This is a genomic window from Bacillus sp. Marseille-Q1617 (assembly GCF_903645295.1).
Classification (GTDB): Bacteria; Bacillota; Bacilli; order Bacillales; family Bacillaceae_B; genus Rossellomorea.
The window spans coordinates 1,582,572-1,605,378 of sequence record NZ_CAHJXM010000001.1 but is presented as its reverse complement, the minus strand read 5'-3'; the positions used below and the strand labels follow the sequence as shown (position 1 = coordinate 1,605,378).

Genomic DNA, 22,807 nt, shown 5'->3' with positions numbered 1-22,807 from the left:
ATTAGTTGTTATCCAGAGCCCTTTTCAAGACAGCCATCCTCACAAATACTCCGTTTTCCATCTGCTTGAAGATTCTTGATTTATCGCATTCCACCAATGAATCTGCAATTTCGACCCCGCGATTGACAGGTGCCGGATGAAGGATGATGCTGTTTTCTTTCATTCTTTCTATTCTGCTTACCGTCAGTCCAAAGCTCTGGTGATATTCTTCTTTCGTGAGGTTTGAAGTGCTGCCGTGGCGTTCATGCTGGATTCTTAAAAGCATCACGGCGTCAGAGGTCGCCACACTTTCATCCACCGTCATATACTTGTTCTGATATTCAGGCGGGAACCATTCACGGGGTCCTGAGAAGACAACTTTGGCTCCCAATTTCTTCAGCGCCTCGGCATTTGACCGTGCAACCCGGCTGTGTGCAATGTCTCCAATGATCGCCACTTGCAGGTTTTCAAATCCACCAAATTCCTGACGTATGGTTAAAAGATCCAATAAGCATTGAGTTGGGTGATTCCCGCAGCCGTCGCCTCCGTTGATCACCTTTACCTTCATACCCTCCAACCCATCAAAGTAGCGCTCGAGTGTATGTCGGATGACGACCGTTTCAACCCCGATCGCTTCCAAGGTCCGTACTGTGTCGTAGAGTGTTTCCCCTTTTTGCACACTTGAAGTATGTGCTTCAAATGGAATCACCTGGAGTCCCAACTTCCTTTCCGCCATTTCAAAACTGCACTTGGTACGAGTACTTGCTTCAAAGAATAGGTTCGCCACATATTTATCTGAACCTTTGTCCCAGGACTCTCCTTCCTTGAATCGTTCAGCCTGGTCAAGAATATCGATGATTTCTTCTTTCGTTAATTCATTCATAGTCAATAAGTTCTTCACGATGAACCCTCCTAAAAAAACCACCCTGTCTAAGATCGACAGGGTGGCTTTGAACATACGTCTTAAGACATGAGAGCAGACGGCTCCCTGTCCTGTTCAATTTCACCCTTGTAGACTCTCTGGACTAACTTTAAAAGGTGTTTCTATGCAACTTCATTTTTTGAAGAGTGTTCTTCTTGAAAGAGATTATTATTCCCTTCACTTTCTTCTCTGCCAGGTAAGACCAGGTTCAGCACTACTCCTACAATGGCAGCCAGTGCCATGCCCGATAATGAGACCTCATCACTCACTTTTACGAATGCGCCGCCGACCCCGATTACAAGGATAACGGATGAGATTACCAGATTACGCTTATTTCCTAGATCCACTTTGTTGTCGATCAGCATGCGAAGTCCGCTTGAAGCGATGATTCCAAATAAGAGGATCGAGACACCGCCCATTACAGCTGATGGAATCGAGCTGATCAGTGCTGTGATCTTACCGATGAACCCGAATGTGATGGCCAGCACAGCTGCGCCGGCAATGACGAATACGCTGAATACCCGTGTAATGGCCAAGACTCCTATGTTTTCACCGTAAGTTGTATTTGGCGGCCCTCCAATCAAGGATGCAATCACTGTTGCCACCCCGTCACCGAGAATCGAACGATGAAGTCCTGGTTTTTCAATGAAGTTCCGGCCGACGACCTTGCTTAGTACCATCTGGTCTCCAGTATGCTCAGCCAATGTTACGAGGGCAACCGGTACCATGATCGAAACAATCTCCCATGAAAAGCTTGGTGTATAGTTTACAAAAGGTATGAAGAAGTCAGGCATTTGTAAGACTGGAGCATCGATCACTTTTTGAAAGTCAACCAGACCGGCAAATATGGCAATGATATAACCGCCGACTATCCCCGCAAGTATCGGTACCATCCCAAGGAACCCCTTGAAGTAAATCGAGCAAATGATCGTTATGGCCAGCGTAGCTAGTGCCACCATGAAGTGAGTGTTGCTATAAACCAGATTTTCTGCACCAGGGTTTTCATACATCGCCATGTTGACTGCAGTTCCTGCAAGCCCAAGCCCGATCACCATGATTACAGGCCCTACTACAATCGGCGGCAGAATCCGTGTCAGCCATTTTAACCCCAGTTTTGAAATAAGCAGTGCGACAATCCCGTAAACAATCCCTGCCAGGAAGCTTCCCATCATGGCTGCTTCCGGTCCCCCGAAGCTTTTAGCTGCAAGTATCGGTGCAATGAAAGCAAAGGATGAACCTAAATACGCGGGTATTCTTCCTTTTGTTATGAGCATGTATGCCAGTGTTCCCAAACCACTTGAAATCAGTGCAACTCCGGGACTCAACCCTACCAGGAAAGGAACCAATACCGTTGCGCCGAACATAGCGAAAAGATGCTGTATGCTTAATGTGAGCCATTTTCCTGGATTCGGTCTTTCTTCTACATCAAGTACTGCTTTTTGATTTTCATTCATTACTTGTTCCTCCCTTGATTCTGTTTTACTCCATAAAAAAACCCTCTTTGTCCTGTAAGAGGGTACAAAGAGGGTATAAGAAGTCCGTGGTGCACTTCATTCCCATCCTTTGTCAGCCTCTCTGGACCAATCTTAAAAGGATTATCCTTTATTCTTTTTCGTGTATGGTTACTTGTTCCTCTCCGTCTACTTCAGAAAGCAAGACCATAATTTTTTCAGAACTTGAAGTTGGAATATTCTTTCCGACAAAGTCTGCTCTGATCGGGAGTTCCCTGTGGCCTCTGTCTACAAGGACCGCTAATTGAATCTGGCTTGGACGCCCTCTATCCATAAGTGCATCGAGCCCGGCCCTTACTGTTCTTCCTGTAAATAATACGTCATCAACAAGTATGACTTTTTTATTTGTAATATCTACCGGCAAATCCGATCCTTTTACTTCCGGTTCGTTATCAGCGGTCTTTTTGCTGAGATCATCTCTGTACAGTGTGATGTCAATTTCACCTACAGGAATTTCTTCCCCTTCGATATCATGGATGCGTTTAGCCAGTCTGTTGGCAATATGGATCCCTCGCGTTTTGATACCGACGAGGACACAATTTTCGATCCCTTTATTTCGTTCGATTATTTCATGCGCGATTCGTGTAAGTGCCCTTCTGATGGCCGGCTGATCTAATACCGTAGCTTTCTTTGTCATTACTGCACCTCTTTTCTAATCGTTCATCTTAATTTATGGATGTACATCAATAAAAAATCCCTCTCACCGTTTGGATGAGAGGGCACACTTATCGTATAGTTTCATTGCACGCCAATTGTTTGGCCGTACATTGCTCCTTCTCAGCCTCACGGGACCGTATTAAAGGTATTATTCAATTAACTACATGGTACAGGTTGTGCCATGCTTTGTCAATCATTATTTTTTCAAATGAGCTAACAGCTCTTTGAACTCCGCTGGCAGCTCGGCCTTGAATTCCATATATTCATTCGTCCTCGGGTGGTTGAACCCCAATACGCCGGCATGGAGTGCCTGTCCGCCAATGTCTAACGTTTTACGGGGACCATATTTAGGGTCTCCTGCGAGTGGATACCCGATATACTTCATATGGACACGAATTTGATGTGTTCTGCCTGTTTCCAATTCACACTGTACTAAAGTGAAATCCTTGAACCGCTCAAGTACTCTAAAATGCGTGACAGCATTCTTCCCATTGTCAACGACGGTCATGCTTTGGCGGTCTTTGGGATCGCGTCCAATAGGAGCATCAATCGTCCCGTATTCATGCGGGATCAATCCATGGACGACAGCAGTATATTTTCTTGTGACCGTCTTTTCTACAAGCTGGTTGACTAAATGTTCATGTGCTAAATCATTTTTCGCCACCATCAGTAAACCTGATGTATCTTTATCAATTCGATGAACGATGCCCGGTCTTAATACACCATTTATTCCTGAAAGGTCATTACAATGATACATGAGCCCGTTCACCATCGTTCCTGAATAGTGACCGGGTGCCGGGTGCACAACCATCCCTTTTGGCTTGTTTACTACGATGACGTCTGAATCTTCATAGGTTATGTCAAGATGAAGGTTCTCCGGTTCGACATCCAATTCTTCCGGTGCAGGAATCGTAACGGTTATGGTCGATTCCACCGGACATTTAAAGTTTGGTTTGACCTTCTCATCATCCACTTTGATATGTCCTTCTTTAATCCATTGCTGGACCTGTGAACGTGACCATTCTTTATTCAAACCGCTGACAATCTTATCAATTCGTTCGCCCTGTTCATTCTGTCGTATGATGTGCTGAATTACTTCCATTCTCTTTCTCCTTCTTTGCTTTTCGTTCGTCCAGATACATATAAATAATTAATAGTGCTACTCCAATTGTCAATGCCGCATCGGCAATATTAAAAATCGGGAAATCATAGGAAAAAATATATGTATTTAAAAAATCGACAACTTCTTTTCGAAAAACACGGTCAATAAAGTTTCCAATTGCTCCGCCAAGCATAAAGGCAAGGCTTAAACTAAATAAGGACTGCCCTTTTGCATGGACTTGCATATAATACACAATACCTACAATAACTATTAACGTAATAATGTAAAAAAACCACATTTGCCCCTGGAGTATTCCCCATGCTGCACCTTGATTTCGATGAGAAGTCAAATAGAAAATATTTCCAATGATTTCTATGCTTTCCCCTTCTGTCATCCTTTTCACAACCAACCATTTGGTCAGTTGATCCAATCCAATTACAACCAAAGCCAATAAATAATAAAACACAAAGGCAACCTCCACATCGTAAGAAATGATTACCTTTGCATTTTAGCACAAACAATAGAATAAAGACACTTAAACTGAAGGTCCTTTTTGAAAGGTTGCATTATGAATACTTGCCCATATGAATTTTCCCGTATTGTCTCCAATCATTTGCTTCCGTTAATGAAGTGAGTGTCGGGTTCATTTTCATTAAATCAAAAGGAATTTCTTCTCCGCTAAACTCACAGAGACCATAACGGTTTTGCGAGGCGAGGTATAGTGCATGCTTTACATCTGAAATTTCCTGGTTTATATAATGTTGTATTAAAGGATGTTGAGATTGACTTGCCTCCAGCTCTTTCAAGGATGCAGTTAATTCTTGAATGATGGTTGTGTATCGGTCATATGTCATCTTGATCCCTCCACTCTTAGTATGGAGGTAAGCGTCATAAAATTTGTCTTGCAAGATATAGTAATTATGGAATCACGCCCAGTAGTGACGTTACAGAGCCATTTAATGAAAAATGTTAATGATTTCTTTTTGATATTCAGACACAAATAAGACTGGTCCGGCATTATCGGACCAGTCTCTATCGTGAATTATGCTAAGTGGGAATAATTTTCTTTGACGACGGAAGCACATCTCGTACAAAGGTCTGGGTGATCTTTGTCTTCTCCTACTGTCGGAGTGACTACCCAGCAGCGGTCACAAGTTTCGCCTTCCGCTTTTTCAACGACAATGCTGTTTTGTCCGACTTTTAAGGCATGTTCCGGTGCATCATTTGCTCCACCGCCGATTTCAATGGCTGAAACGATAAACAATTGTTTCAGGTCTTCTGAAATTGAATTCAATAAAGATTTTGTTTCTTCATTAACGTAAAGAGTGACTTTTGCTGTTAACGACTTACCGATCAGCTTTTGGTTACGCGCTTCTTCCAACGCTTTTAATACATCATCTCTCAGCTCAAGGAAGGCATTCCATTTTTCCTTAAGTGAATCTGCATTAGGAAGTTCCTTGGATTCAGGCATATCTGTTAATTGTACACTTTCTTCCTCCACACCAGGAACATGAGCCCAAACTTCGTCTGCTGTATGTGAAAGGATCGGTGACATTAATTTAGCAAGAACAACTAGAGCTTCATACAATACCGTCTGCATCGCTCTGCGCTCATAGTTGTCTTTTGCTTCGATGTAAAGCACATCTTTAGCGAAATCGAGATAGAATGAGCTCAAATCAAGTGTACAGAAGTTATTCACAGCATGATAGATGCTTGCAAATTCATAGTTGTCATAAGATTTTTTCACATTTTTCACTAAGTCATTCAACTTCACCATCATGAACTGATCGACTTCACGGAGCTTTTCATAGGAGACCGCATCGGCCTTCGGATCAAAATCAGCTAAGTTACCAAGCAGGAAGCGGTAAGTGTTACGGATTTTCCTATAAACTTCAGCTACTTGCTTTAAGATTGGATCAGATACACGGACATCTGATTGATAGTCAACCGAAGCTACCCAAAGGCGCAGGATATCTGCACCCAGTTGTTTCATGACTTTTTCAGGAACAACTACATTTCCAAGTGATTTACTCATCTTTCTTCCTTCACCGTCAAGCGCAAAACCATGACTCAATACGCCTTTATAAGGTGCTTTCCCCGTAACAGCAACACCTGTCGTCAAGGATGAATTGAACCATCCGCGATATTGATCGGAGCCTTCAAGGTAAAGGTCTGCAGGACGCTGCAGGTCATCACGTGCTTCAAGAACTGCCTGGTGGGAAGAACCTGAGTCAAACCAAACATCCATGATGTCCTGCTCTTTAGTGAACTGGCCATTAGGGCTTCCTTCATGAGAAAATCCTTCTGGAAGCAGATCTTTCGCTTCTTTTTCAAACCAGATATTTGAACCATGCTCGTTGAATAAACCAGAAACATGATTGATGGTTTCATCTGTGATGATTTCTTCGCCATTTTCAGCGTAGAATACCGGAATTGGGACACCCCAGGCACGCTGTCTTGATATACACCAGTCGCCGCGGTCTCTCACCATATTGAAGAGACGGGTTTCTCCCCAGCTTGGGACCCATTTCGTATCCTTGACAGCTTGAAGGAGCTCATCGCGGAATTTATCGATGGACGCGAACCATTGTGCTGTCGCTCTGAAAATAACAGGTTTTTTTGTACGCCAGTCATGTGGATATGAATGCGTGATGAAGTTAAGCTTCAATAATGCTCCTGCTTCCTCCAACTTCTCGGTGATCGGTTTGTTTGCTTTGTCATAGAACAGCCCTTCAAAGCCTGGGGCTTCAGAAGTCATTACACCTTTATCATCAACAGGGCAGAGTACTTCCAATCCGTATTTCTTCCCGACAAGGAAGTCATCTTCCCCGTGGCCCGGTGCAGTGTGTACACAGCCTGTACCTGAGTCGGTAGTAACGTGATCCCCAAGGATGACCAGGGATTCGCGGTCATATAGCGGATGTTTAGCTTTAAGGCGCTCAAGCTCAGCCCCTTTGATTTTTTTCGTTACTTCATAACCTTCCCAGTCTAGATTTTCAACAACATCTTCCACAAGGTCTTCAGCCACTACATAGGAATTGTCATTAACCGATACAACAACGTATGTGAGGTCCTGATGAACCGCGATCCCAAGGTTGGCAGGAATTGTCCATGGAGTTGTCGTCCAGATGATGAACTGGGTACCTTCTTCAAGGATTCCTTTTCCATCGGTTACGCTGAACCCTACATAAATGGATGGTGAACGTTTGTCCTGATATTCGATCTCGGCTTCGGCTAATGCAGATTCACTTGAAGGAGACCAGTAAACTGGCTTTTTCCCCTTGTAGATATAGCCTTTCTTAGCCATGTCGCCAAACACCTTGATTTGCTGCGCCTCATATTCAGGTTTTAATGTGATATAAGGATTTTCCCAGTCACCGCGGACTCCCAATTGTTTAAATTGAGTGCGCTGGATATCTACTTGCTCATAAGCGTACTCTTCGCAAAGTTTACGGAATTCTGCGACCGTCATCTCTTTACGCTTCACGCCCTTATTCGTAAGTGCCTGCTCAATTGGGAGTCCGTGTGTATCCCAGCCTGGTACATATGGTGCATGGAACCCGTTCATCGATTTGTAACGCACGATGAAATCCTTAAGGATTTTATTCAATGCGTGGCCCATGTGAAGATTTCCATTTGCATATGGAGGTCCATCATGAAGGACAAATAGCGGGCGTCCGTTCGTGCGATCTTGAACCTTTTTGTAGATATCCATTTCTTCCCATTTCTTTTGCGTTTCAGGTTCTCTTTTAGGTAAGTTCCCTCTCATTGGAAACTCAGTTTTCGGCATTAATAAAGTATCTTTATACTCCATTTATTTTTTCCTCCTTCAGCATGTATCTTAATTGCCATCTTTTCTACTTTCTTGTGTTCTTAAACACCGCGGTTGATTTCCGTGCAACTGCTGGAATCACTCAACCTTTAAAAACCTTTTCTGAATAGAGTCGGACTTTTAAAAATCAATCCGGAACAACAAAAAAGCTTTCTCATCCCTAAAAAGGGACGAGAAAGCTTTCCCGCGGTACCACCCTCATAAAAATATCCTATAGGACACTTTCACTCGTTTCATTCGTAACGTGAATAAAACGCCATACACTAGTCTTCCCGAGTCAGTTGGGCTTTTCATGCATGGAGCTCAAGGGTGATCTTCCGCTTCTATTTCCTTACCGGGCTCGCACCATCCCCGGCTCGCTATATAGGAATCAAAGTAGAAACGTACTGTCCCTATCTCAGCCTTTATTTATTATGGCAAATCAGATTGTTTTACAATTATATGAAATGAAAGCAGCTTTCGTCAAGAAAGAGTCTCTTCTTCTTTAAGAGTTTTCAATTCAGTCGCATCTAAATCAAATTCCATCAACCGATCCCAATCATCAGTATCAAGCAGATCAAGCTGCGCTTCAATCAACATCTTGAAACGTGTGCGGAATACTTTCGACTGCTTCTTAAGCTCTTCAATTTCAATCGCGATCTTTCTTGCTTTTGAAAGTGATTCATTGACAATCCTGTCTGCATTCTTTTCAGCTTCTTTGATAATCAGTTTGGCTTCTTTCGTTGCGTTCCTCTTTACTTCTTCCCCTGCTTCTTGAGCGATGACGATGGATTTGTTAAGCGTTTCTTCAATGGTTGTAAAATGACCTAATCGTTCATTAAGGGAATTCAAACGTTCTTCAGTTTCTTTCTTTTCACGGATAAGAATTTCGTAATCTTTAATGATTTGATCTAAGAATTCATTAACCTCATCCTCATCATAACCGCGAAAGCCACGACTAAACTCCTTGTTATGTATGTCTAATGGCGTTAAAGGCATGGGAGCCACCTCCAGTACTTGGTGATTACACTTTTATTATAACTAAAATTTCGACAGTATGTGGGGGATTTCCTTCTTTTTTCTTCAATTTATTTGAGAATCCCTAAAGAAATTCGCCATTTTTCCCGTTTGGTCCTGCCTTCGATCGAAATAAGCTTACTTCTTCCGTAACCTCTTACTGACAATACGTCTCCTGTTTCGACTTCCATGGAGGGATTTTCTGTGATCTTCCAATTCAGTTTCACAAGGTTGCTTTTGATGTAGGTTTGAGCCTTCTGACGTGAAATATTATAAACTGCTGAGAGCACAACATCCAGTCTAAGTGAACTCACAGTCGTTACTTTCTCCTGCCACTTTTCGCCTGTCTCGATCAATTCTGTAAAAGGGACGGATTGTAATGTCACTTTTGCTTTCCCGATCTCATTTAATTCCATTCTGACGAATTCAGAGATCTCTTCGGCGAGAATCAGCTGGACTTTTTGTTGATTTGTCAGGATATCGCCAAATTTATCACGCTTTAGACCCAAAGACATGATACTTCCTAATACTTGCCTATGTTCTATTGTAACAAACTTACTTGGGTACTCAATCTCGAATAAGCGTATACCATAATCTTCTTCTTCAGGCTGGAAATAGGAGGGATACAGCAAAGCCCTTTTCCTTTCTGTATGTTCTGGAAAAAAGGATAGCAGCACCTGTTCATTCTGCCCGATGATCGACTTTACTATGTGCTGCTGCCTGGGATCAAGAAAGTCCGTCCGTTTAGGTGCATATTGACTTTCCACTTGCTCTCTCCACTGGAGCACACTGTCAACGAATTCTTTTTCATCCTGTCTGAAATGCTGATATATGGACATCTTCCTCACCTCCTAACAAATTCTTGTATACCGATGACCCCAAAATAAAAGAACTGAAACGATTTGAATTGTTTCAGCTCTTTACGGAAAAAAACATTTTTACTATGCATCCATTCAAATGAACCAAAGGAATAATTGGCGGAGACCCATTTGTGCCAAATTCAACACAATGAATGCAACGATCGGGGAGATATCGATCATCCCAAGCGGCGGCACGAACCGTCTGAATGGTTCCAGGTAAGGTTCACAAATCCTGGCCAAAAACTGGCCGATGGAAGATTCCCTCGCATTAGGGAACCATGACATTAATATATAAATGATTAATGCCCATGAATAAAGCTGAATAAGTGTAGATAAAACGTCATAAACAAATGCCATAATTTACATTACCACCTTGAATCAGATATATCTTCTTCTTTCAGGAATTCTGAAATATTCCCGCTTACTTCGACATTATCAGGTGTACAAAGGAAGATGTCCATACCTACACGCTGAATGTCGCCTCCTATCGCGTAAACTGTTCCGCTGAGAAAGTCGACAATGCGTTTGGCCTGATCATGCTGAATACGCTGCAGATTCACAAGCACTGAACGCCTATTTTTCAGATGGTCTGCAATTTCCTGTGCTTCTGCATATACTCTTGGTTCTACCAGAATCACCTTGGAGGATTTCTGGACGCTCTGAAGGCTCACTACATTCTGCTTCGATCCGGATACTGGTTGTGTTTTCATTTTCTTCTTCTCCTCGAATTCCTCTTCGAACTTCTCATCTTCTTCATAATCATATTCTTCTTCATCTAACAAGAAGAAGGTTTTCAATTTAGATTTAATGCCCATTTACGTACATCCCCTCTCAGTCATTTCCAACTAACGCTGATCCAATACGGATAAAAGTAGCTCCTTCTTCAATCGCAATCGTGTAATCATTACTCATCCCCATTGATAGCTCTGTACATGGTGCATTTGATAAGTCCAAGGAATGGATCTTCTCCTGAAGGTCTCGTAAGGTACGGAAGCACTTTCTTAAAAATCCTTCATCATCAGTGTTAGGCGCCATCGTCATTAATCCGATCACCCTTACTGAAGGGTAATCTTGCAGTCTTCTGATGAAGTCTTCTACTTCCTGGGGAGGCATGCCATGTTTTGAATCCTCTCCCGATACATTCACCTGAACGAAACAAGATATAGGCCTGTCCGCTCTTTTATGAATTTCCTTGGCCAGGGATAACCTGTCCAAGGAGTGTATGTATGATACTTTGTCAATGATATTCTTAACCTTCTTAGATTGAAGTGTACCGATGAAATGCCATTCGGGTTCATCTTTCAGCTCTTCCCATTTGGACAGGAGGCCTGAATCCCTGTTTTCACCTAAATGAATCAACCCGGCCTGCAGGGCTTCCTCGGCTCTTTTTGTCGAAACATACTTGGTTACGGCGACAATATTAATATCTCCAGGCTTTCTTCCACTCCTGCTGCAAGCCTCGTTAATGTTATCCTGTATGATTTTCAGGTTTTCTTCAACTCTCATTACATTTTCTCCTTCCAGCCTATAAAACTCATCATTCTTCCTGTCTTTCCATCATCTCTTCGGAAAGAGTAAAATTCACTGCTGCAGGAAGAACAATAACCAGAAGTATGGATTTGCTGTTCATCTAAACCGGTTTGAAGCAGAAGGAGTCTGTTCAACTTCTTCAAATCCAAATGATACTGCCCCTCTTCCTTTAAATTATAGGGCAAGTCGTTACCATCTTCTAGTACTTTTTTTACTCGATTCAATACTCTGTCATCTACAACATAGCATTTTTCACAAATGGAAGGACCGATGACGACTTCAAGATCTGGTAGCAGGGAACCTTCGTCCATGAATTCGGTTATCATGGCCGGTCCTATCTCATCTACTGTTCCCTTCCAGCCAGCATGAGCCACCCCGATCTTCCCAGTCTTTTTATCAAGAAAATATAGAGGGACACAATCTGCGTAACACATCGTTAACAGAATATTTTTATGGTCAGTCAAAAAACCATCCGTATCTTTGATACTCGTGGAATATGACAGGCTCCCTTTTCCCCCATCAGAAGGGATCGCTGTATGAATCCTGTTCCCGTGTGTCTGTTCAGCACCTATCCAGTTTTCCAGAGGGAATTGTAATGAACGGGATATCAATGTTCTGTTTTTTACAACAGCTTGGCTTTCATCACCAACATGCAGGCCCATATTTAATGAATCATAGCAGCCTTTACTGTTTCCACCAAGTCTTGTAGTCATACCAGCTTTCAACCCGGGAAATTCTTCTGTCCATTTCTTAATTGTATAATACGAATCGGTTTCTTTGTAAAATGGCTCGTTAGACACGATTGAATCTCCTTCTTTTTTATAAGTGTACCACAGAATCTGAATATTCGTCATTTATCATCACGAAGATTCTTTGGGTTCCTCAAGCTGACCTTGTATATAATGGCTTTCTTTATGCCGGACCAGTATGACGTCTTCACCAATTTTCACGATACTTTTCCACGGTATGACAATATCCTCATCTTTCCCAAAGAACCCAAGCAGCTTACCGCCTCCCCCGATCACGATCGCTTCAATCCTGCCCGTATCCAAATTGATTTCAATGTCTCCAATATTCCCTAACTTTCTTCCATCCGATATATTGACCACGTCTTTAATTTGGAATTCAGATATTCGTACCACAAGATCCCCTCCTGCAACTTTTGAATGTGACCGGAAAACCTGCCGGACAACATTATGCACCTTACTACATTGTATGCAGCAAAAAGAAAGGCAGACCCGGGATTTATGGATCTGCCTTTCTCAAGTTGATCAGCGAGGAAATATTTCTTCTTCCCCCGATGATTCTTATTGAATATTCTTATTCATTTGTTTTATGGCTGCTTTTTCTAATCGAGATACTTGAGCTTGTGAAATCCCTATTTCGTCTGCTACTTCCATTTGAGTTTTTCCTTGAAAAAAGCGTTTACTGATAATCAGCTTTTCCCGATCATTCAATCTTCGCATACCTTCTTGCAAGGCGATTTCCTCTATCCAGTGGAAATCACGGTTTCGTTCATCGCTGAGCTGGTCCATTACAAAGATCGGATCGCCTCCGTCATTATAAATGGGCTCAAACAAGGAAACCGGATCCTGGATTGCATCCAGAGCAAAAACAATTTCTTCATGCGGGACATCCAAAACCTTGGCAATCTCTTCTGCAGTAGGTTCTTTGGAGGTTTCACCCATCAGCTTTTCTCTCACTTGTAACGCTTTGTAAGCAATGTCACGCAGAGAGCGCGAGACACGGATCGGGTTATTGTCACGCAGATAACGACGTATCTCTCCTATTATCATCGGTACTGCATAGGTGGAGAACCGTACATTTTGACCTAAATCAAAATTGTCGATAGATTTCATCAATCCGATACACCCGACTTGAAACAAGTCATCAACATACTCACCACGGTTGTTAAAGCGTTGAATTACACTTAAGACGAGGCGTAAATTTCCATTCACAAGCTTTTCTCTTGCGGATATATCGCCTGCTTGCATTTGTTTGAAAAGGACTCTCATTTCTTCATTTTTCAATACTGGTAATTTGGAAGTATCTACACCACAAATCTCAACTTTATTACGTGTCATTCTTTCCCCTCCTTGCAGGAGCTGTTGTACAAATTTCAGTATTTCCTTGAGGAGGAAAAATATGCATTTCTTTCAGTTGGATGATGGCTTGTTTCCGTCGAACCCCTTGTAAATACAAGAAAGAATGGTCGAAAAAAATTTTATGGGGACAAATAAAAAAGCTGATCCTGTTTGAAAGATCAGCCGTTTAGAATTTATACCATTTTATTGAATTCTTTTTTCAACCTCTTGATAATCCTTTTCTCGAGCCTGGAGATATAAGACTGTGAAATCCCCAGCATATCCGCCACATCTTTTTGAGTCTTTTCTTCTTCCCCCATCAAGCCGAATCTCAGCTCCATGATTTGTTTTTCACGATCGGAAAGCTGGTGGAGTGCATTGAACAACAATTTCTTATCCACAGTGGCTTCGAGGTCTTTCGTGATAATATCCTCATCCGTCCCAAGGACATCTGAAAGCAGCAGTTCATTTCCATCCCAATCAATATTCAACGGTTCATCAAATGAGACTTCTGAACGTATTTTATTGTTTCTTCTTAGATACATAAGGATTTCATTTTCAATACATCTGGATGCATAGGTGGCAAGTTTGATCTTTTTTTCTGGATTGAAGGTGTTTACTGCTTTGATTAATCCAATCGTACCGATACTGATCAAATCTTCAATGTTTATGCCTGTGTTCTCAAATTTTCTGGCAATATATACGACCAATCTCAGATTTCGTTCAATGAGTAATGAGCGTGCCGCTTTATCGCCACCTGGCAATTTGTTCAGAAGGACTTCTTCCTCTTCTTTTGTCAGGGGAGGAGGAAGTGCCTCACTGCCTCCTATGTAATAGATTTCATCCGTCTTTATTCCAAGTTTGATTAACAATTTGTACCAGAAATATAAAAATTTCATTTTTAATTTTTTCATCGTTGTTCCCCCTTCTATTTCTATAGAATGTGAGTATAGTAATACTATGAAACATTCTGTACCGGCTTCCCTGAAGCCATTCTGGGATGAACGATCGCTCCAAAGCTTTCATCAGCCGAGAGCGGTTCCTGCCTGAAGACGATCAAGCCGCTTGATGACCAGGAGGATTCATGATCTTTTAAAATGATGGAATCAGGCTTAATTGCTGCTAAAAGCTGGCTTTTCCTTCCGACCGACTGGGCAGGTACGATTCTTAATCGGTCAGACCATTGTACTTCGAGGTTTGTTTGACCCGAGAAGATGTCCTCCGCTTCTTCACATAACATTTTCACTTCTTCAGGGACTGTATCCTTTAAAGATGTTGTGGAAACGATCATCACGGGTGCCTTTGATATAGGATCCTGCAGCTGATTGCCGCTGTCCACAAGTCCCTTTACGCTGAATTCATAATCCCCGATAATGATGGTGACATCCACTAGTTGATCGTATTGGATCTTAACGTGCTCCACACTATCCATCCTGCCTTTCGAGAAATACCAAGCAAGTGGAAATGCAATCATGACGAATACCCAGCTGATTGGATCTCCAAATCCCTTGATACTTGCCAAAAGTACGGTCGTCTCCGCTCCAGGATCAAACGTAAGGAAGTAATGGGCACCAATGAGGATTCCACCTGTCAGAAAAGTGACAAAATAAAACATAAGAAGATTCGTAAGATAGTAACGAAATCTCTTATAACCAAATGACGAATAAACCATGATCAGTGAAAACAGCAGCTTAACCAAAGGATTCCCGGCAACATAGGCATAGGGTGAAAAGGAAAGTATTATAATGGCAGAACCGATCAGACTTCCTATCGCTATCCTCCAGAGAGCGAATTGTCTTTTGAGGAGCAAACCTGTCAGCCAGAGCAACATAAAATCCACACATACATTCAACAACCAGATGACATCTAAATATAAGGTCAATCGCTACCCTCCTTAAACTTCATCTAGTTTGCTCGCTATTTACTGAAACTGAATGACTTATACGAAGTATATCGTACATACCCTCTAAAAGTTTGTCATTTTATGTATGCCAGGAAGGAAAACTTTTAAGAGAAAGAAACGAAATATGTCACCTCCCTTCACTCAAGGGTTAGTAACCCTTGAGTGAAGGAAGGTAAACACAAAAAAGACCCCTCGATGAGGGGTCTTTTTTGTGAAAGTTATTTAGCTGTATGAACCTGGCACTGATTATCGTCTGCGGTTACGGTTACGCAGGAATGTCGGAATATCAAGTGTATCTTCTGCACCCTGGTTAGACGAAGAACGTACAGGTTCTTGCTGTTGAGGTTCTTCACGTTTTGGCTGTTCACGCTTGATCTGCTGCTGACTTGGAGCTGGATTAGGCTTCACACCGCCAAATGTTGGACGTGTCTGCTTTGGCGCTTGAAGAACTTCTTCGTTAAATCCAGTAGCGATGACAGTAACGATGATATCATCTTTTAAGTCTTCGTTGATGACAGAACCAAAGATCATATTTACGTCCTGGTCTGATGCTGAAGCGACGATATCAGCAGCTTCCTGTACTTCATACAGGCTCAAGCTCGTTCCACCTGTGATGTTCATCAGAACACCCTGTGCTCCATCAATCGATGTCTCAAGCAATGGACTGGAAACTGCTTTCTTCGCAGCCTCTGCAGCACGATTCTCACCAGAAGCTGCACCGATTCCCATTAATGCAGATCCTTTGTTGGACATGATCGTTTTAACATCTGCAAAGTCAAGGTTGATCAGGCCCGGTGTAGCGATAAGGTCAGAGATACCCTGTACACCTTGTCTCAATACGTTATCCGCTTCCCTGAAGGCTTCAAGCATCGGAGTGCTCTTGTCGACGATTTCAAGAAGTCGATCATTAGGGATGACGATTAACGTATCCACTCCTTCTTTCATGGCAGCGATACCGCCGCTTGCCTGGTTTGAACGCTTACGGCCTTCAAAGGTAAATGGACGGGTTACTACCCCCACCGTCAATGCACCGATTTCACGTGCGATCTGAGCAATCACAGGTGCCGCACCAGTTCCGGTACCGCCTCCCATTCCAGCTGTAACGAAGACCATATCTGCTCCTCTTAACGCTTCTTCGATCTGCTCTTTACTTTCTTCAGCAGCTTTCTTACCGACTTCAGGATTGGCACCTGCACCTAAACCTCTAGTCAATTTGCCGCCGATTTGCATCTTAATTTCTGCTTTTGATAGATTAAGAGCTTGGGCATCTGTATTTACAGCGATGAATTCAACACCCTGTACACCGTGCTCGATCATTCGGTTTACAGCGTTGTTTCCTCCTCCACCGACACCAATAACTTTTATTGTCGCTAATGAATCTAAATTTGTATCAAACTCCAACATGACAAATCCTCCTAACTCGTCGAATCAATGGATTCCTTATTTATTCAAAGAAGTATCCAAAGAACTTTTTCACTTTTGACATCGCCTTATCATCTTCGTGTGTTTCCTCTGTTACTTTTGCTGGCTTTGGCTTCTTATTCGTTTGTTTCGACTGCTGTCTTTTCTCAGATGCATCAACCGGTACAGGTTCGGCACTTACGCTTTTCCCTTGTAATCTGGCATTCTTCTGAGCATATTTTATCAACCCGACAGCCGTCGTATACTGAGGCTCTCTTACCCCGATATAATCCGGAATAGCTACGCGAACTCGATTTTGAAAAACAATTTGTGATAATTCTAACACACCTGGCAGATTTACTACACCACCAGTTAATACATATCCGCCAGGCAGATCCCTGATACCCATTCTCTTCAGTTCATGACTGATAAGGTCAAGTATCTCTTCAAGCCTTGCTTCTATAATATCAGAAATTTCTAATTGATTAAATTGTTGATGTTGATCACTGCCAATAATTGGAACACTGAATACTTCATCCTCTGAAGCATGATCATAAAAAGCATGTCCATATTTTGTCTTTATCTTTTCGGCATCCTCGGTTGATGTCCGGAGTCCGATGGATAAATCCTTTGTAATATGTTCTCCCCCCACAGGTAAAACTGTAGTGGCTTTTAAATGACCTTGTTCAAATACAGCTATCGTCGTTGAACCGCCGCCAATATCAATCAGTGCAGCCCCAAGATTTTTTTCATCTTTAGAAAGGGCGACCGAACCTGCTGCCAGCGGCTGCAGAACAATATCCACAATTTCGAGCCCTGCTTTTTCCACACAACGCAAAGTATTATGTAATATCGTCTTAGATCCTGTAATGATGGTGCCTTCCATTTCGAGACGGACACCAATCATGCCTCTCGGGTCTGTAATCTCATCCAGACCGTCAACTATGAATTGTCTTGGAATTACATTGATGATTTCCCTTTCAGGCGGGATAGAAACAACTTGCGCTGCATCCATCACCCTCAGGACGTCTTCATCCCCAATTTCACGATTCTCGCTTGAAACGGCTACCACACCGTGACAATTTTGAAGAGAAACATGATTTCCTGTAATCCCGACGATGACCTGGCTTATGGATAAACCGACCATCCTTTCTGCCTGCTCAACTGCTTTCTTGATTGTATGAACAGTTTCGTCTATATCTACGATGGAACCCTTTCTGATTCCTTCAGATTCTACATTTCCTACACCGATAATGTTCAAGGAATCATTTGACATTTCACCAATGATCACTTTCACTGTGGATGTACCGATGTCTAGGCTAACGTATATTTCATTGCTGTTCACTCTATGGCACCTCCTTAAAGAATGTTTATGGGAACAACAACCCTAGATAGTCTCAATTCTAAGTATATCTTAAATAAGATATTCGTCGTGACAAAAACGATTCCCTTTTAAAATTCTAATTTTTTTCTCTTTTTTCTTGATTAGTAGTCCAATTGCTTATGAGTATCCGTCTGATGACTGCTATGTTTTGGAATAATCTGACTCCAAAAGCAAAAACAGCTGCCAAATATAAGTCTACACCAAGATGGACCCCTAGAAAAGCTAAACTTGCTGCTAGTAAAATATTAAAAAAGAATCCCGAAACAAAGACTTTATCATCGTATATATTTTGGAGGTGAGCACGGATTCCGCCAAACAGCGTATCCAAAGCTGCGAGAACTGCTATCGATAAATAATTCGAGTATTCATCTGGAATTCTAATATCCGTAAGGAGGCCGAGTATGACCCCTACTAGCAACCCTAAAACGGGAAGCCACATATTATCCGTTACCTCCTCTTTCACTTACCGGTTCCATATAGCGGACACGGATTGTATCTTCATATGCCGGTAAAACCACTTCTTCTAACGGCTTGGATATGGATACCCTGAGATTATCGATAAAGAAATCCTCAACAGATTGTGACACCTGCATCCGGTTATACAATTTTTGAGCCGTTTCAAGATCCTTTGTCAATACTCTGACTTCAAAAGGGATTTTGGTAATGGAGTAACCGTCTACATTTGTTTCCCCGTTTATATCCCGGATTACCGATGAATTGATTAAACGATGTCCGTCAATCGAGATATCCATCGCATCATATTGATTTAATTCATTGACTAACCTTTCAAGGAGCTGCGGGGACACGCTACGTACTTTTTCACCCAGCAGTATTTCTTCCATGGCAGGTTCGATCGTCAGAATCAGGCCGGCACCTTTTTTCTCGGTTAAACCTGCTTCTGTTTTCAGTTCTTCCAGCGTTTGTTTCAGTGCCTGCTCAGGACTTGCTTTTCTCTCTGTTTCATACGTTTCAAGCTTTTCTTCCACAGCTCGCATTTCCTCAAGCAGACTCGAGTTCAATTCTTTCTCTTTCAGCAATGCATCTCTTAATTCCCAAATGTCTCTCGTATCACGGACAACAGGTTCCTTGACTGTTTGGAATTGAATGGCAATCATGAAACCGATGATGATGGTGATAACCGTAAAACTCGCTTTAAGCTTGTTGTCCATTCCCCTTCACCTTGCTTTCCAATCACTATCCTTTTATTGGAGTGCAAACTTCATGATTCACCGATTAGTGGTTCCAGAACAATATCTGTTTTCTTTTCCAAGGAGAATTCAATATTCTCATTCACCAATTGATCTTTTACCCCACCAGTTATATTCATGGCAGAAGAGAGTACCTCCGGATCTCCGATGGCTGTGATCTCAAACGGAGCCGGGTATTCAACCCCATCGATTTGTATGACCGGACCATAGCACAAAACGTATGAATCATGTTTCAGTCTCTGTCCGTTTATGGAAACTGCAGAGGCTCCGGCAATATACAATTCATTTATTACCTTGAAAATATGGTGTTCATGAACAATATAATTGTTTGCGTTATCTTCGTTTGGTTTATAGTCAGAATCTGAGAGTGTCACTTTCACTCCCGGACCTTTGACTTTGGTTTTCCCTAAGAACATGCGGTACTTCTCTGCTTCTTCAGCAAGGTTGAAGTAAATTTGCTTTTCTTTAGAGAACTCCTTTTCCATATTGACTACTCTTTCCTGTTTTTCATAGAGCCGTTCCTGCAGGTTATTATTCTTCTGCTGCTGGGAGAGGATCTGATCCCTAAGTTCTTCTTCCTGCTTCCATTGACCGTTACTGCGTTTTCCCAGTCCTGCTTCTTTAGTATTGGCAAGGCTGTAAGAAAAAGCAAGGATGAAACCAAGCACTAAACTTACGAGAGAGAGGATAACATGTTTACCCTTCACTTTCATCCCCATCATCTCCTTCGCCTTGCTCTTGTGCTTCACTTTCTGCTTCTGCTTCCGTTTCATATGATCTGAAATAAGAGCCTACTTCCAGATCAATGATCCCTTTTTTGGAAGGGTCCAATTGACTGACAATCGATGGGTAATGCTCCATTTTCTCTGAAAATGTACGAATCGTCGCACTTACTTCATAACCGTCATTCATAAATAATGTCAAATGGTATTGATCCGTCTTCTTTGGCACTAAGTTTATTTCTGAGATCAGGTGCTGAACCTCTTTGGGAAGCTCCCCCAGTTCCGAGATCATCTTTTTGAGTGTCTTGTCCTCTTTGAACCCTCTTAGGAGCGGAGCATCTACAGGGATGGATTCTGTTCCTTTATTCAGGACCTTACCATTTTCAAGGATGATCAGAAACTTATTATCTTTTAGGAGATAGGCTTTTTTGCCTAATTCATCCACTTCAATCACAAAGGAATTGGGAAAAGACAATTTGACTTCTGCACTCTTTACCTCAGGAAGTTTATTTAATCGTTCAGCAGTTTCATTTTTATTGACGCTCCAGAGATTCATTCCCGGTTTAAGCTTGCTTTCAGAAAGAATCGTTTCACTGGAGACAATTTCATTTCCCTTGACCTCGATTGTTTTCACATGACTCAGCGGTGATTGGAAATAAATAACAGATAAAATCATGATCAGGAAAAGTGTCAGTAAGAATAGCAGCCTTCTGTTTGCTTTCTTTTTTCTGTGCTGTTTCAGTTTGGGGATTCTTTCTTCAATGGAAACAACATTTTCTTTTCTCATTACGTTTTCCTCAATTTCATTTCGTATTTATGGGGCATGGTCGTCACGCCTAAAAATGAAAGTACTCTTGTCCGAGTTACCTTCTTTGTCAGTGTGAAGGCAAAGTATGTGAAAGAGAATAGGACGGTTATCAATTTGAAAGGTCATTTTACATTCCCTTGACAACATCAAACATAATGAAAATCTCAAATGATATTTATGTACATTACATGGAATCTAAAAAGAGAACAACATCTTGTATATTACACTCTTTCCTTCTATTTTAAACACGAATTCCATGTTATGAAAGGATGTCATTGAATTGTAAAAGTTTTGGTTAAAAAAAGTAATATAACCTCCTATATTATTGAAAACCGAAACCCTTACACAGGTTGCATTTATGTAATTAATTGTAACATCTAACCTTCAAATATCCTATTGTTATTTCAATAAAATTTTCGTATTAGTACTATTTTCACTCTACGAAGATTTTAAGTAAAAATACCTCTCCTGGCCGCTGTTGATTTCTGTGCAAGACTTCGCTTTCCGCGGGCAGCCCGTGAGCCCCTCACATTGGCGGCATCCCCCGCAGGAGTCTTCGTCTTTCACTCGAATCAACTGCTGGAACACTAAAATGGCAGCACTTATTAACATCAATAGATATAAAAGACAGCAAAAAAGATTGACTCTCAATCATACATTCAGCCCAACCTTACTCTGCATCGAGGGAAGGATTTTACTGAATGTATGATGAAGCCAATCTTTTTTTGGTTAATGTCTTGAATATCGACTGATATTCAGCAGAACTCCCACGGCCATGAGCATGAGGGTCAATGAAGATCCCCCGTAGCTGAGGAATGGAAGGGTGATACCCGTTACAGGCATCAATCCGGTTACAACTCCCACATTGATCATGACTTGAATCGCAATCATCGACACGATTCCAACAGCCAGGAAGCTTCCAAACAAATCGGGGGCACCGAGTGCAATACGCACACCCCGCCACAGTATCAGGGAAAACAGCAGAAGTACAAATGTCCCGCCGATGAAACCCAATTCCTCTGCCAATATAGCAAAGATAAAGTCATTTTGTGGTTCAGGCAGATAGAAGAACTTCTGTCTGCTTTCACCAAGCCCCAATCCAAACAGCCCCCCTGGACCGATTGCATACAGTGATTGAATGATTTGAAAGCCGCTGTTCAATGGATCCTCCCAGGGATCAAGGAACGAGGTGATCCGTTTTATCCTGTAGGGTGCCGAAAGAACCAATGCAGCGAACCCTGCCAATCCTGCGATCCCCAGCCAAGCAAAATGCATGACCCTGGCTCCGGAAATGAAGATCATCACCACACAGGTCCCCACCATCACGGTACCTGTCCCTAAATCAGGCTGGAGCATGATCATACCAAACGCTGAAAACACCAGCAGTAAAGAAGGGAGCACTCCTTTTCTGAAGGATGTGATATATTTCTGATTTTCAGATAGATATTTGGCGAGGAACGCAATCATAGCCAGTTTCATGAACTCTGAAGGCTGAATGGAAAATGCCCCGACTCCAATCCAGCTCCGGGATCCGTTTCTAAGAACTCCGATACCGGGGATCAATACCAGCACCAATAGGACAAAACAAATGATGATAAGGACTTTCGCCCAGTTTTTCCAGGTCCAATATTCCACATTCATAATGAAGAACATGGCAAAGACCCCTACAGCTGCAAAGAGCAATTGTCTTTTGGCAAAGAAAAATGAATCATCAAATTTATAATCCGCCCATACCGCACTTGCACTGTAAACCATGATCAGCCCCACAGCTAAAAGTGTAAGGGTGACGATGATTAGGATAAAATCGGGAGTCGATTTTTTTAAAGGCAATCTTAACACCTCGAATAGACGTATTTGAGCCGTTTCAAGCAATACATACTGTTCAATTTCTTAGATTGCCTTTCTGGT

At 42.1% G+C, this 22,807-nt stretch carries 24 protein-coding genes and 1 other annotated feature; all 24 genes read right to left on the bottom strand.

Features of this window, described 5'->3' with window-relative positions; genetic code table 11:
* Position 1: 1 nt before the first annotated feature.
* The 24 genes from HWX64_RS08020 to spoVE all read right to left on the bottom strand — a co-directional run bounded on the left by HWX64_RS08020 (position 2) and on the right by spoVE (position 22,729).
* Positions 2-880, bottom strand: a complete 879-nt coding sequence (locus tag HWX64_RS08020; protein ID WP_175988874.1) for an aspartate carbamoyltransferase catalytic subunit — start codon at positions 878-880, stop codon at positions 2-4.
* 143 nt (positions 881-1,023) lie between these two features.
* Positions 1,024-2,355, bottom strand: a complete 1,332-nt coding sequence (locus HWX64_RS08015) for a uracil-xanthine permease family protein (protein WP_175988872.1) — start codon at positions 2,353-2,355, stop codon at positions 1,024-1,026.
* Between the two features lie 148 nt (positions 2,356-2,503).
* The gene (gene pyrR / locus HWX64_RS08010; RefSeq protein WP_175988870.1) at positions 2,504-3,049 is read right to left on the bottom strand and encodes a bifunctional pyr operon transcriptional regulator/uracil phosphoribosyltransferase PyrR; all 546 of its coding nucleotides are present in this window, start codon (positions 3,047-3,049) and stop codon (positions 2,504-2,506) included.
* A gap of 216 nt (positions 3,050-3,265) precedes the next feature.
* Positions 3,266-4,171 carry an RluA family pseudouridine synthase gene (locus tag HWX64_RS08005; RefSeq protein WP_175988868.1) on the bottom strand — a complete coding sequence of 302 codons (906 nt, stop codon included), beginning with the start codon at positions 4,169-4,171 and terminating at the stop codon, positions 3,266-3,268.
* Positions 4,137-4,637, bottom strand: coding sequence for a signal peptidase II (gene lspA / locus HWX64_RS08000; RefSeq protein WP_175988866.1), 501 nt, complete (start codon positions 4,635-4,637; stop codon positions 4,137-4,139). The genes HWX64_RS08005 and lspA overlap by 35 nt, the downstream gene beginning before the upstream one ends.
* Before the next feature lie 100 nt (positions 4,638-4,737).
* Complete coding sequence (locus HWX64_RS07995; RefSeq protein ID WP_175988864.1) at positions 4,738-5,025, bottom strand: hypothetical protein; 288 nt, start codon at positions 5,023-5,025, stop codon at positions 4,738-4,740.
* Positions 5,026-5,213: 188 nt separating this feature from the next.
* Positions 5,214-7,985 (bottom strand): isoleucine--tRNA ligase, encoded by a 2,772-nt coding sequence (gene ileS / locus HWX64_RS07990; RefSeq protein WP_175988862.1) that lies wholly within the window; start codon positions 7,983-7,985, stop codon positions 5,214-5,216.
* Positions 7,986-8,166: 181 nt separating this feature from the next.
* Positions 8,167-8,411, bottom strand: a binding site (T-box leader).
* A 54-nt stretch (positions 8,412-8,465) separates the two neighbouring features.
* A complete protein-coding gene (locus tag HWX64_RS07985; protein ID WP_175988860.1) occupies positions 8,466-8,981 on the bottom strand; it encodes a DivIVA domain-containing protein in 516 nt (171 codons plus the stop codon).
* Positions 8,982-9,070: 89 nt separating this feature from the next.
* Complete coding sequence (locus HWX64_RS07980; RefSeq protein WP_175988858.1) at positions 9,071-9,838, bottom strand: RNA-binding protein; 768 nt, start codon at positions 9,836-9,838, stop codon at positions 9,071-9,073.
* 114 nt (positions 9,839-9,952) lie between these two features.
* Positions 9,953-10,216, bottom strand: coding sequence for a YggT family protein (locus tag HWX64_RS07975; protein ID WP_175988856.1), 264 nt, complete (start codon positions 10,214-10,216; stop codon positions 9,953-9,955).
* Between the two features lie 8 nt (positions 10,217-10,224).
* A complete protein-coding gene (locus HWX64_RS07970) occupies positions 10,225-10,674 on the bottom strand; it encodes a cell division protein SepF (protein ID WP_175988853.1) in 450 nt (149 codons plus the stop codon).
* 16 nt (positions 10,675-10,690) lie between these two features.
* The gene (locus HWX64_RS07965; RefSeq protein WP_175988851.1) at positions 10,691-11,365 is read right to left on the bottom strand and encodes a YggS family pyridoxal phosphate-dependent enzyme; all 675 of its coding nucleotides are present in this window, start codon (positions 11,363-11,365) and stop codon (positions 10,691-10,693) included.
* The gene (gene pgeF / locus HWX64_RS07960; RefSeq protein WP_254871067.1) at positions 11,365-12,189 is read right to left on the bottom strand and encodes a peptidoglycan editing factor PgeF; all 825 of its coding nucleotides are present in this window, start codon (positions 12,187-12,189) and stop codon (positions 11,365-11,367) included. Before pgeF ends, HWX64_RS07965 begins: the two co-directional genes overlap by 1 nt.
* A 60-nt stretch (positions 12,190-12,249) precedes the next feature.
* On the bottom strand, positions 12,250-12,531 hold the full coding sequence (locus HWX64_RS07955) for a YlmC/YmxH family sporulation protein (RefSeq protein ID WP_175988847.1): 282 nt from the start codon (positions 12,529-12,531) through the stop codon (positions 12,250-12,252).
* A 165-nt stretch (positions 12,532-12,696) separates the two neighbouring features.
* Positions 12,697-13,473, bottom strand: coding sequence for an RNA polymerase sporulation sigma factor SigG (gene sigG, locus HWX64_RS07950; protein WP_032088921.1), 777 nt, complete (start codon positions 13,471-13,473; stop codon positions 12,697-12,699).
* Positions 13,474-13,667: 194 nt separating this feature from the next.
* Positions 13,668-14,387 (bottom strand): RNA polymerase sporulation sigma factor SigE, encoded by a 720-nt coding sequence (gene sigE / locus HWX64_RS07945; RefSeq protein ID WP_175988845.1) that lies wholly within the window; start codon positions 14,385-14,387, stop codon positions 13,668-13,670.
* 44 nt (positions 14,388-14,431) lie between these two features.
* A complete protein-coding gene (spoIIGA, locus tag HWX64_RS07940) occupies positions 14,432-15,355 on the bottom strand; it encodes a sigma-E processing peptidase SpoIIGA (protein WP_175988844.1) in 924 nt (307 codons plus the stop codon).
* A gap of 267 nt (positions 15,356-15,622) precedes the next feature.
* On the bottom strand, positions 15,623-16,780 hold the full coding sequence (ftsZ, locus tag HWX64_RS07935; RefSeq protein ID WP_175988842.1) for a cell division protein FtsZ: 1,158 nt from the start codon (positions 16,778-16,780) through the stop codon (positions 15,623-15,625).
* A 40-nt stretch (positions 16,781-16,820) separates the two neighbouring features.
* Positions 16,821-18,122, bottom strand: coding sequence for a cell division protein FtsA (gene ftsA / locus HWX64_RS07930; protein ID WP_175988840.1), 1,302 nt, complete (start codon positions 18,120-18,122; stop codon positions 16,821-16,823).
* Between the two features lie 115 nt (positions 18,123-18,237).
* Positions 18,238-18,600, bottom strand: a complete 363-nt coding sequence (locus tag HWX64_RS07925; protein WP_175988837.1) for a small basic family protein — start codon at positions 18,598-18,600, stop codon at positions 18,238-18,240.
* A gap of 1 nt (position 18,601) precedes the next feature.
* Positions 18,602-19,330 carry a DUF881 domain-containing protein gene (locus HWX64_RS07920; RefSeq protein WP_175988835.1) on the bottom strand — a complete coding sequence of 243 codons (729 nt, stop codon included), beginning with the start codon at positions 19,328-19,330 and terminating at the stop codon, positions 18,602-18,604.
* Between the two features lie 50 nt (positions 19,331-19,380).
* Positions 19,381-20,088 (bottom strand): DUF881 domain-containing protein, encoded by a 708-nt coding sequence (locus HWX64_RS07915; RefSeq protein ID WP_175989684.1) that lies wholly within the window; start codon positions 20,086-20,088, stop codon positions 19,381-19,383.
* Entirely contained in the window at positions 20,066-20,878 is an 813-nt protein-coding gene (locus HWX64_RS07910; RefSeq protein WP_175988834.1) for a cell division protein FtsQ/DivIB, read from the bottom strand. Before HWX64_RS07910 ends, HWX64_RS07915 begins: the two co-directional genes overlap by 23 nt.
* A 750-nt stretch (positions 20,879-21,628) precedes the next feature.
* Positions 21,629-22,729, bottom strand: a complete 1,101-nt coding sequence (gene spoVE / locus HWX64_RS07905) for a stage V sporulation protein E (RefSeq protein WP_175988832.1) — start codon at positions 22,727-22,729, stop codon at positions 21,629-21,631.
* Positions 22,730-22,807: the final 78 nt, after the last annotated feature.

What these genes read in the sequence shown, in the direction of transcription:
- HWX64_RS08015 (WP_175988872.1), bottom strand. Translation starts at nt 2,355, where the DNA reads ATGAATGAAAATCAAAAAGCAGTACTTGATGTAGAAGAAAGACCGAAT.
- pyrR (WP_175988870.1), bottom strand. Translation starts at nt 3,049, where the DNA reads ATGACAAAGAAAGCTACGGTATTAGATCAGCCGGCCATCAGAAGGGCA.
- HWX64_RS08005 (WP_175988868.1), bottom strand. Translation starts at nt 4,171, where the DNA reads ATGGAAGTAATTCAGCACATCATACGACAGAATGAACAGGGCGAACGA.
- HWX64_RS07995 (WP_175988864.1), bottom strand. Translation starts at nt 5,025, where the DNA reads ATGACATATGACCGATACACAACCATCATTCAAGAATTAACTGCATCC.
- ileS (WP_175988862.1), bottom strand. Translation starts at nt 7,985, where the DNA reads ATGGAGTATAAAGATACTTTATTAATGCCGAAAACTGAGTTTCCAATG.
- HWX64_RS07985 (WP_175988860.1), bottom strand. Translation starts at nt 8,981, where the DNA reads ATGCCTTTAACGCCATTAGACATACATAACAAGGAGTTTAGTCGTGGC.
- HWX64_RS07980 (WP_175988858.1), bottom strand. Translation starts at nt 9,838, where the DNA reads ATGTCCATATATCAGCATTTCAGACAGGATGAAAAAGAATTCGTTGAC.
- HWX64_RS07975 (WP_175988856.1), bottom strand. Translation starts at nt 10,216, where the DNA reads ATGGCATTTGTTTATGACGTTTTATCTACACTTATTCAGCTTTATTCA.
- HWX64_RS07970 (WP_175988853.1), bottom strand. Translation starts at nt 10,674, where the DNA reads ATGGGCATTAAATCTAAATTGAAAACCTTCTTCTTGTTAGATGAAGAA.
- HWX64_RS07965 (WP_175988851.1), bottom strand. Translation starts at nt 11,365, where the DNA reads ATGAGAGTTGAAGAAAACCTGAAAATCATACAGGATAACATTAACGAG.
- sigG (WP_032088921.1), bottom strand. Translation starts at nt 13,473, where the DNA reads ATGACACGTAATAAAGTTGAGATTTGTGGTGTAGATACTTCCAAATTA.
- sigE (WP_175988845.1), bottom strand. Translation starts at nt 14,387, where the DNA reads ATGAAAAAATTAAAAATGAAATTTTTATATTTCTGGTACAAATTGTTA.
- ftsZ (WP_175988842.1), bottom strand. Translation starts at nt 16,780, where the DNA reads ATGTTGGAGTTTGATACAAATTTAGATTCATTAGCGACAATAAAAGTT.
- HWX64_RS07925 (WP_175988837.1), bottom strand. Translation starts at nt 18,600, where the DNA reads ATGTGGCTTCCCGTTTTAGGGTTGCTAGTAGGGGTCATACTCGGCCTC.
- HWX64_RS07920 (WP_175988835.1), bottom strand. Translation starts at nt 19,330, where the DNA reads ATGGACAACAAGCTTAAAGCGAGTTTTACGGTTATCACCATCATCATC.
- HWX64_RS07915 (WP_175989684.1), bottom strand. Translation starts at nt 20,088, where the DNA reads ATGGGGATGAAAGTGAAGGGTAAACATGTTATCCTCTCTCTCGTAAGT.
- HWX64_RS07910 (WP_175988834.1), bottom strand. Translation starts at nt 20,878, where the DNA reads ATGAGAAAAGAAAATGTTGTTTCCATTGAAGAAAGAATCCCCAAACTG.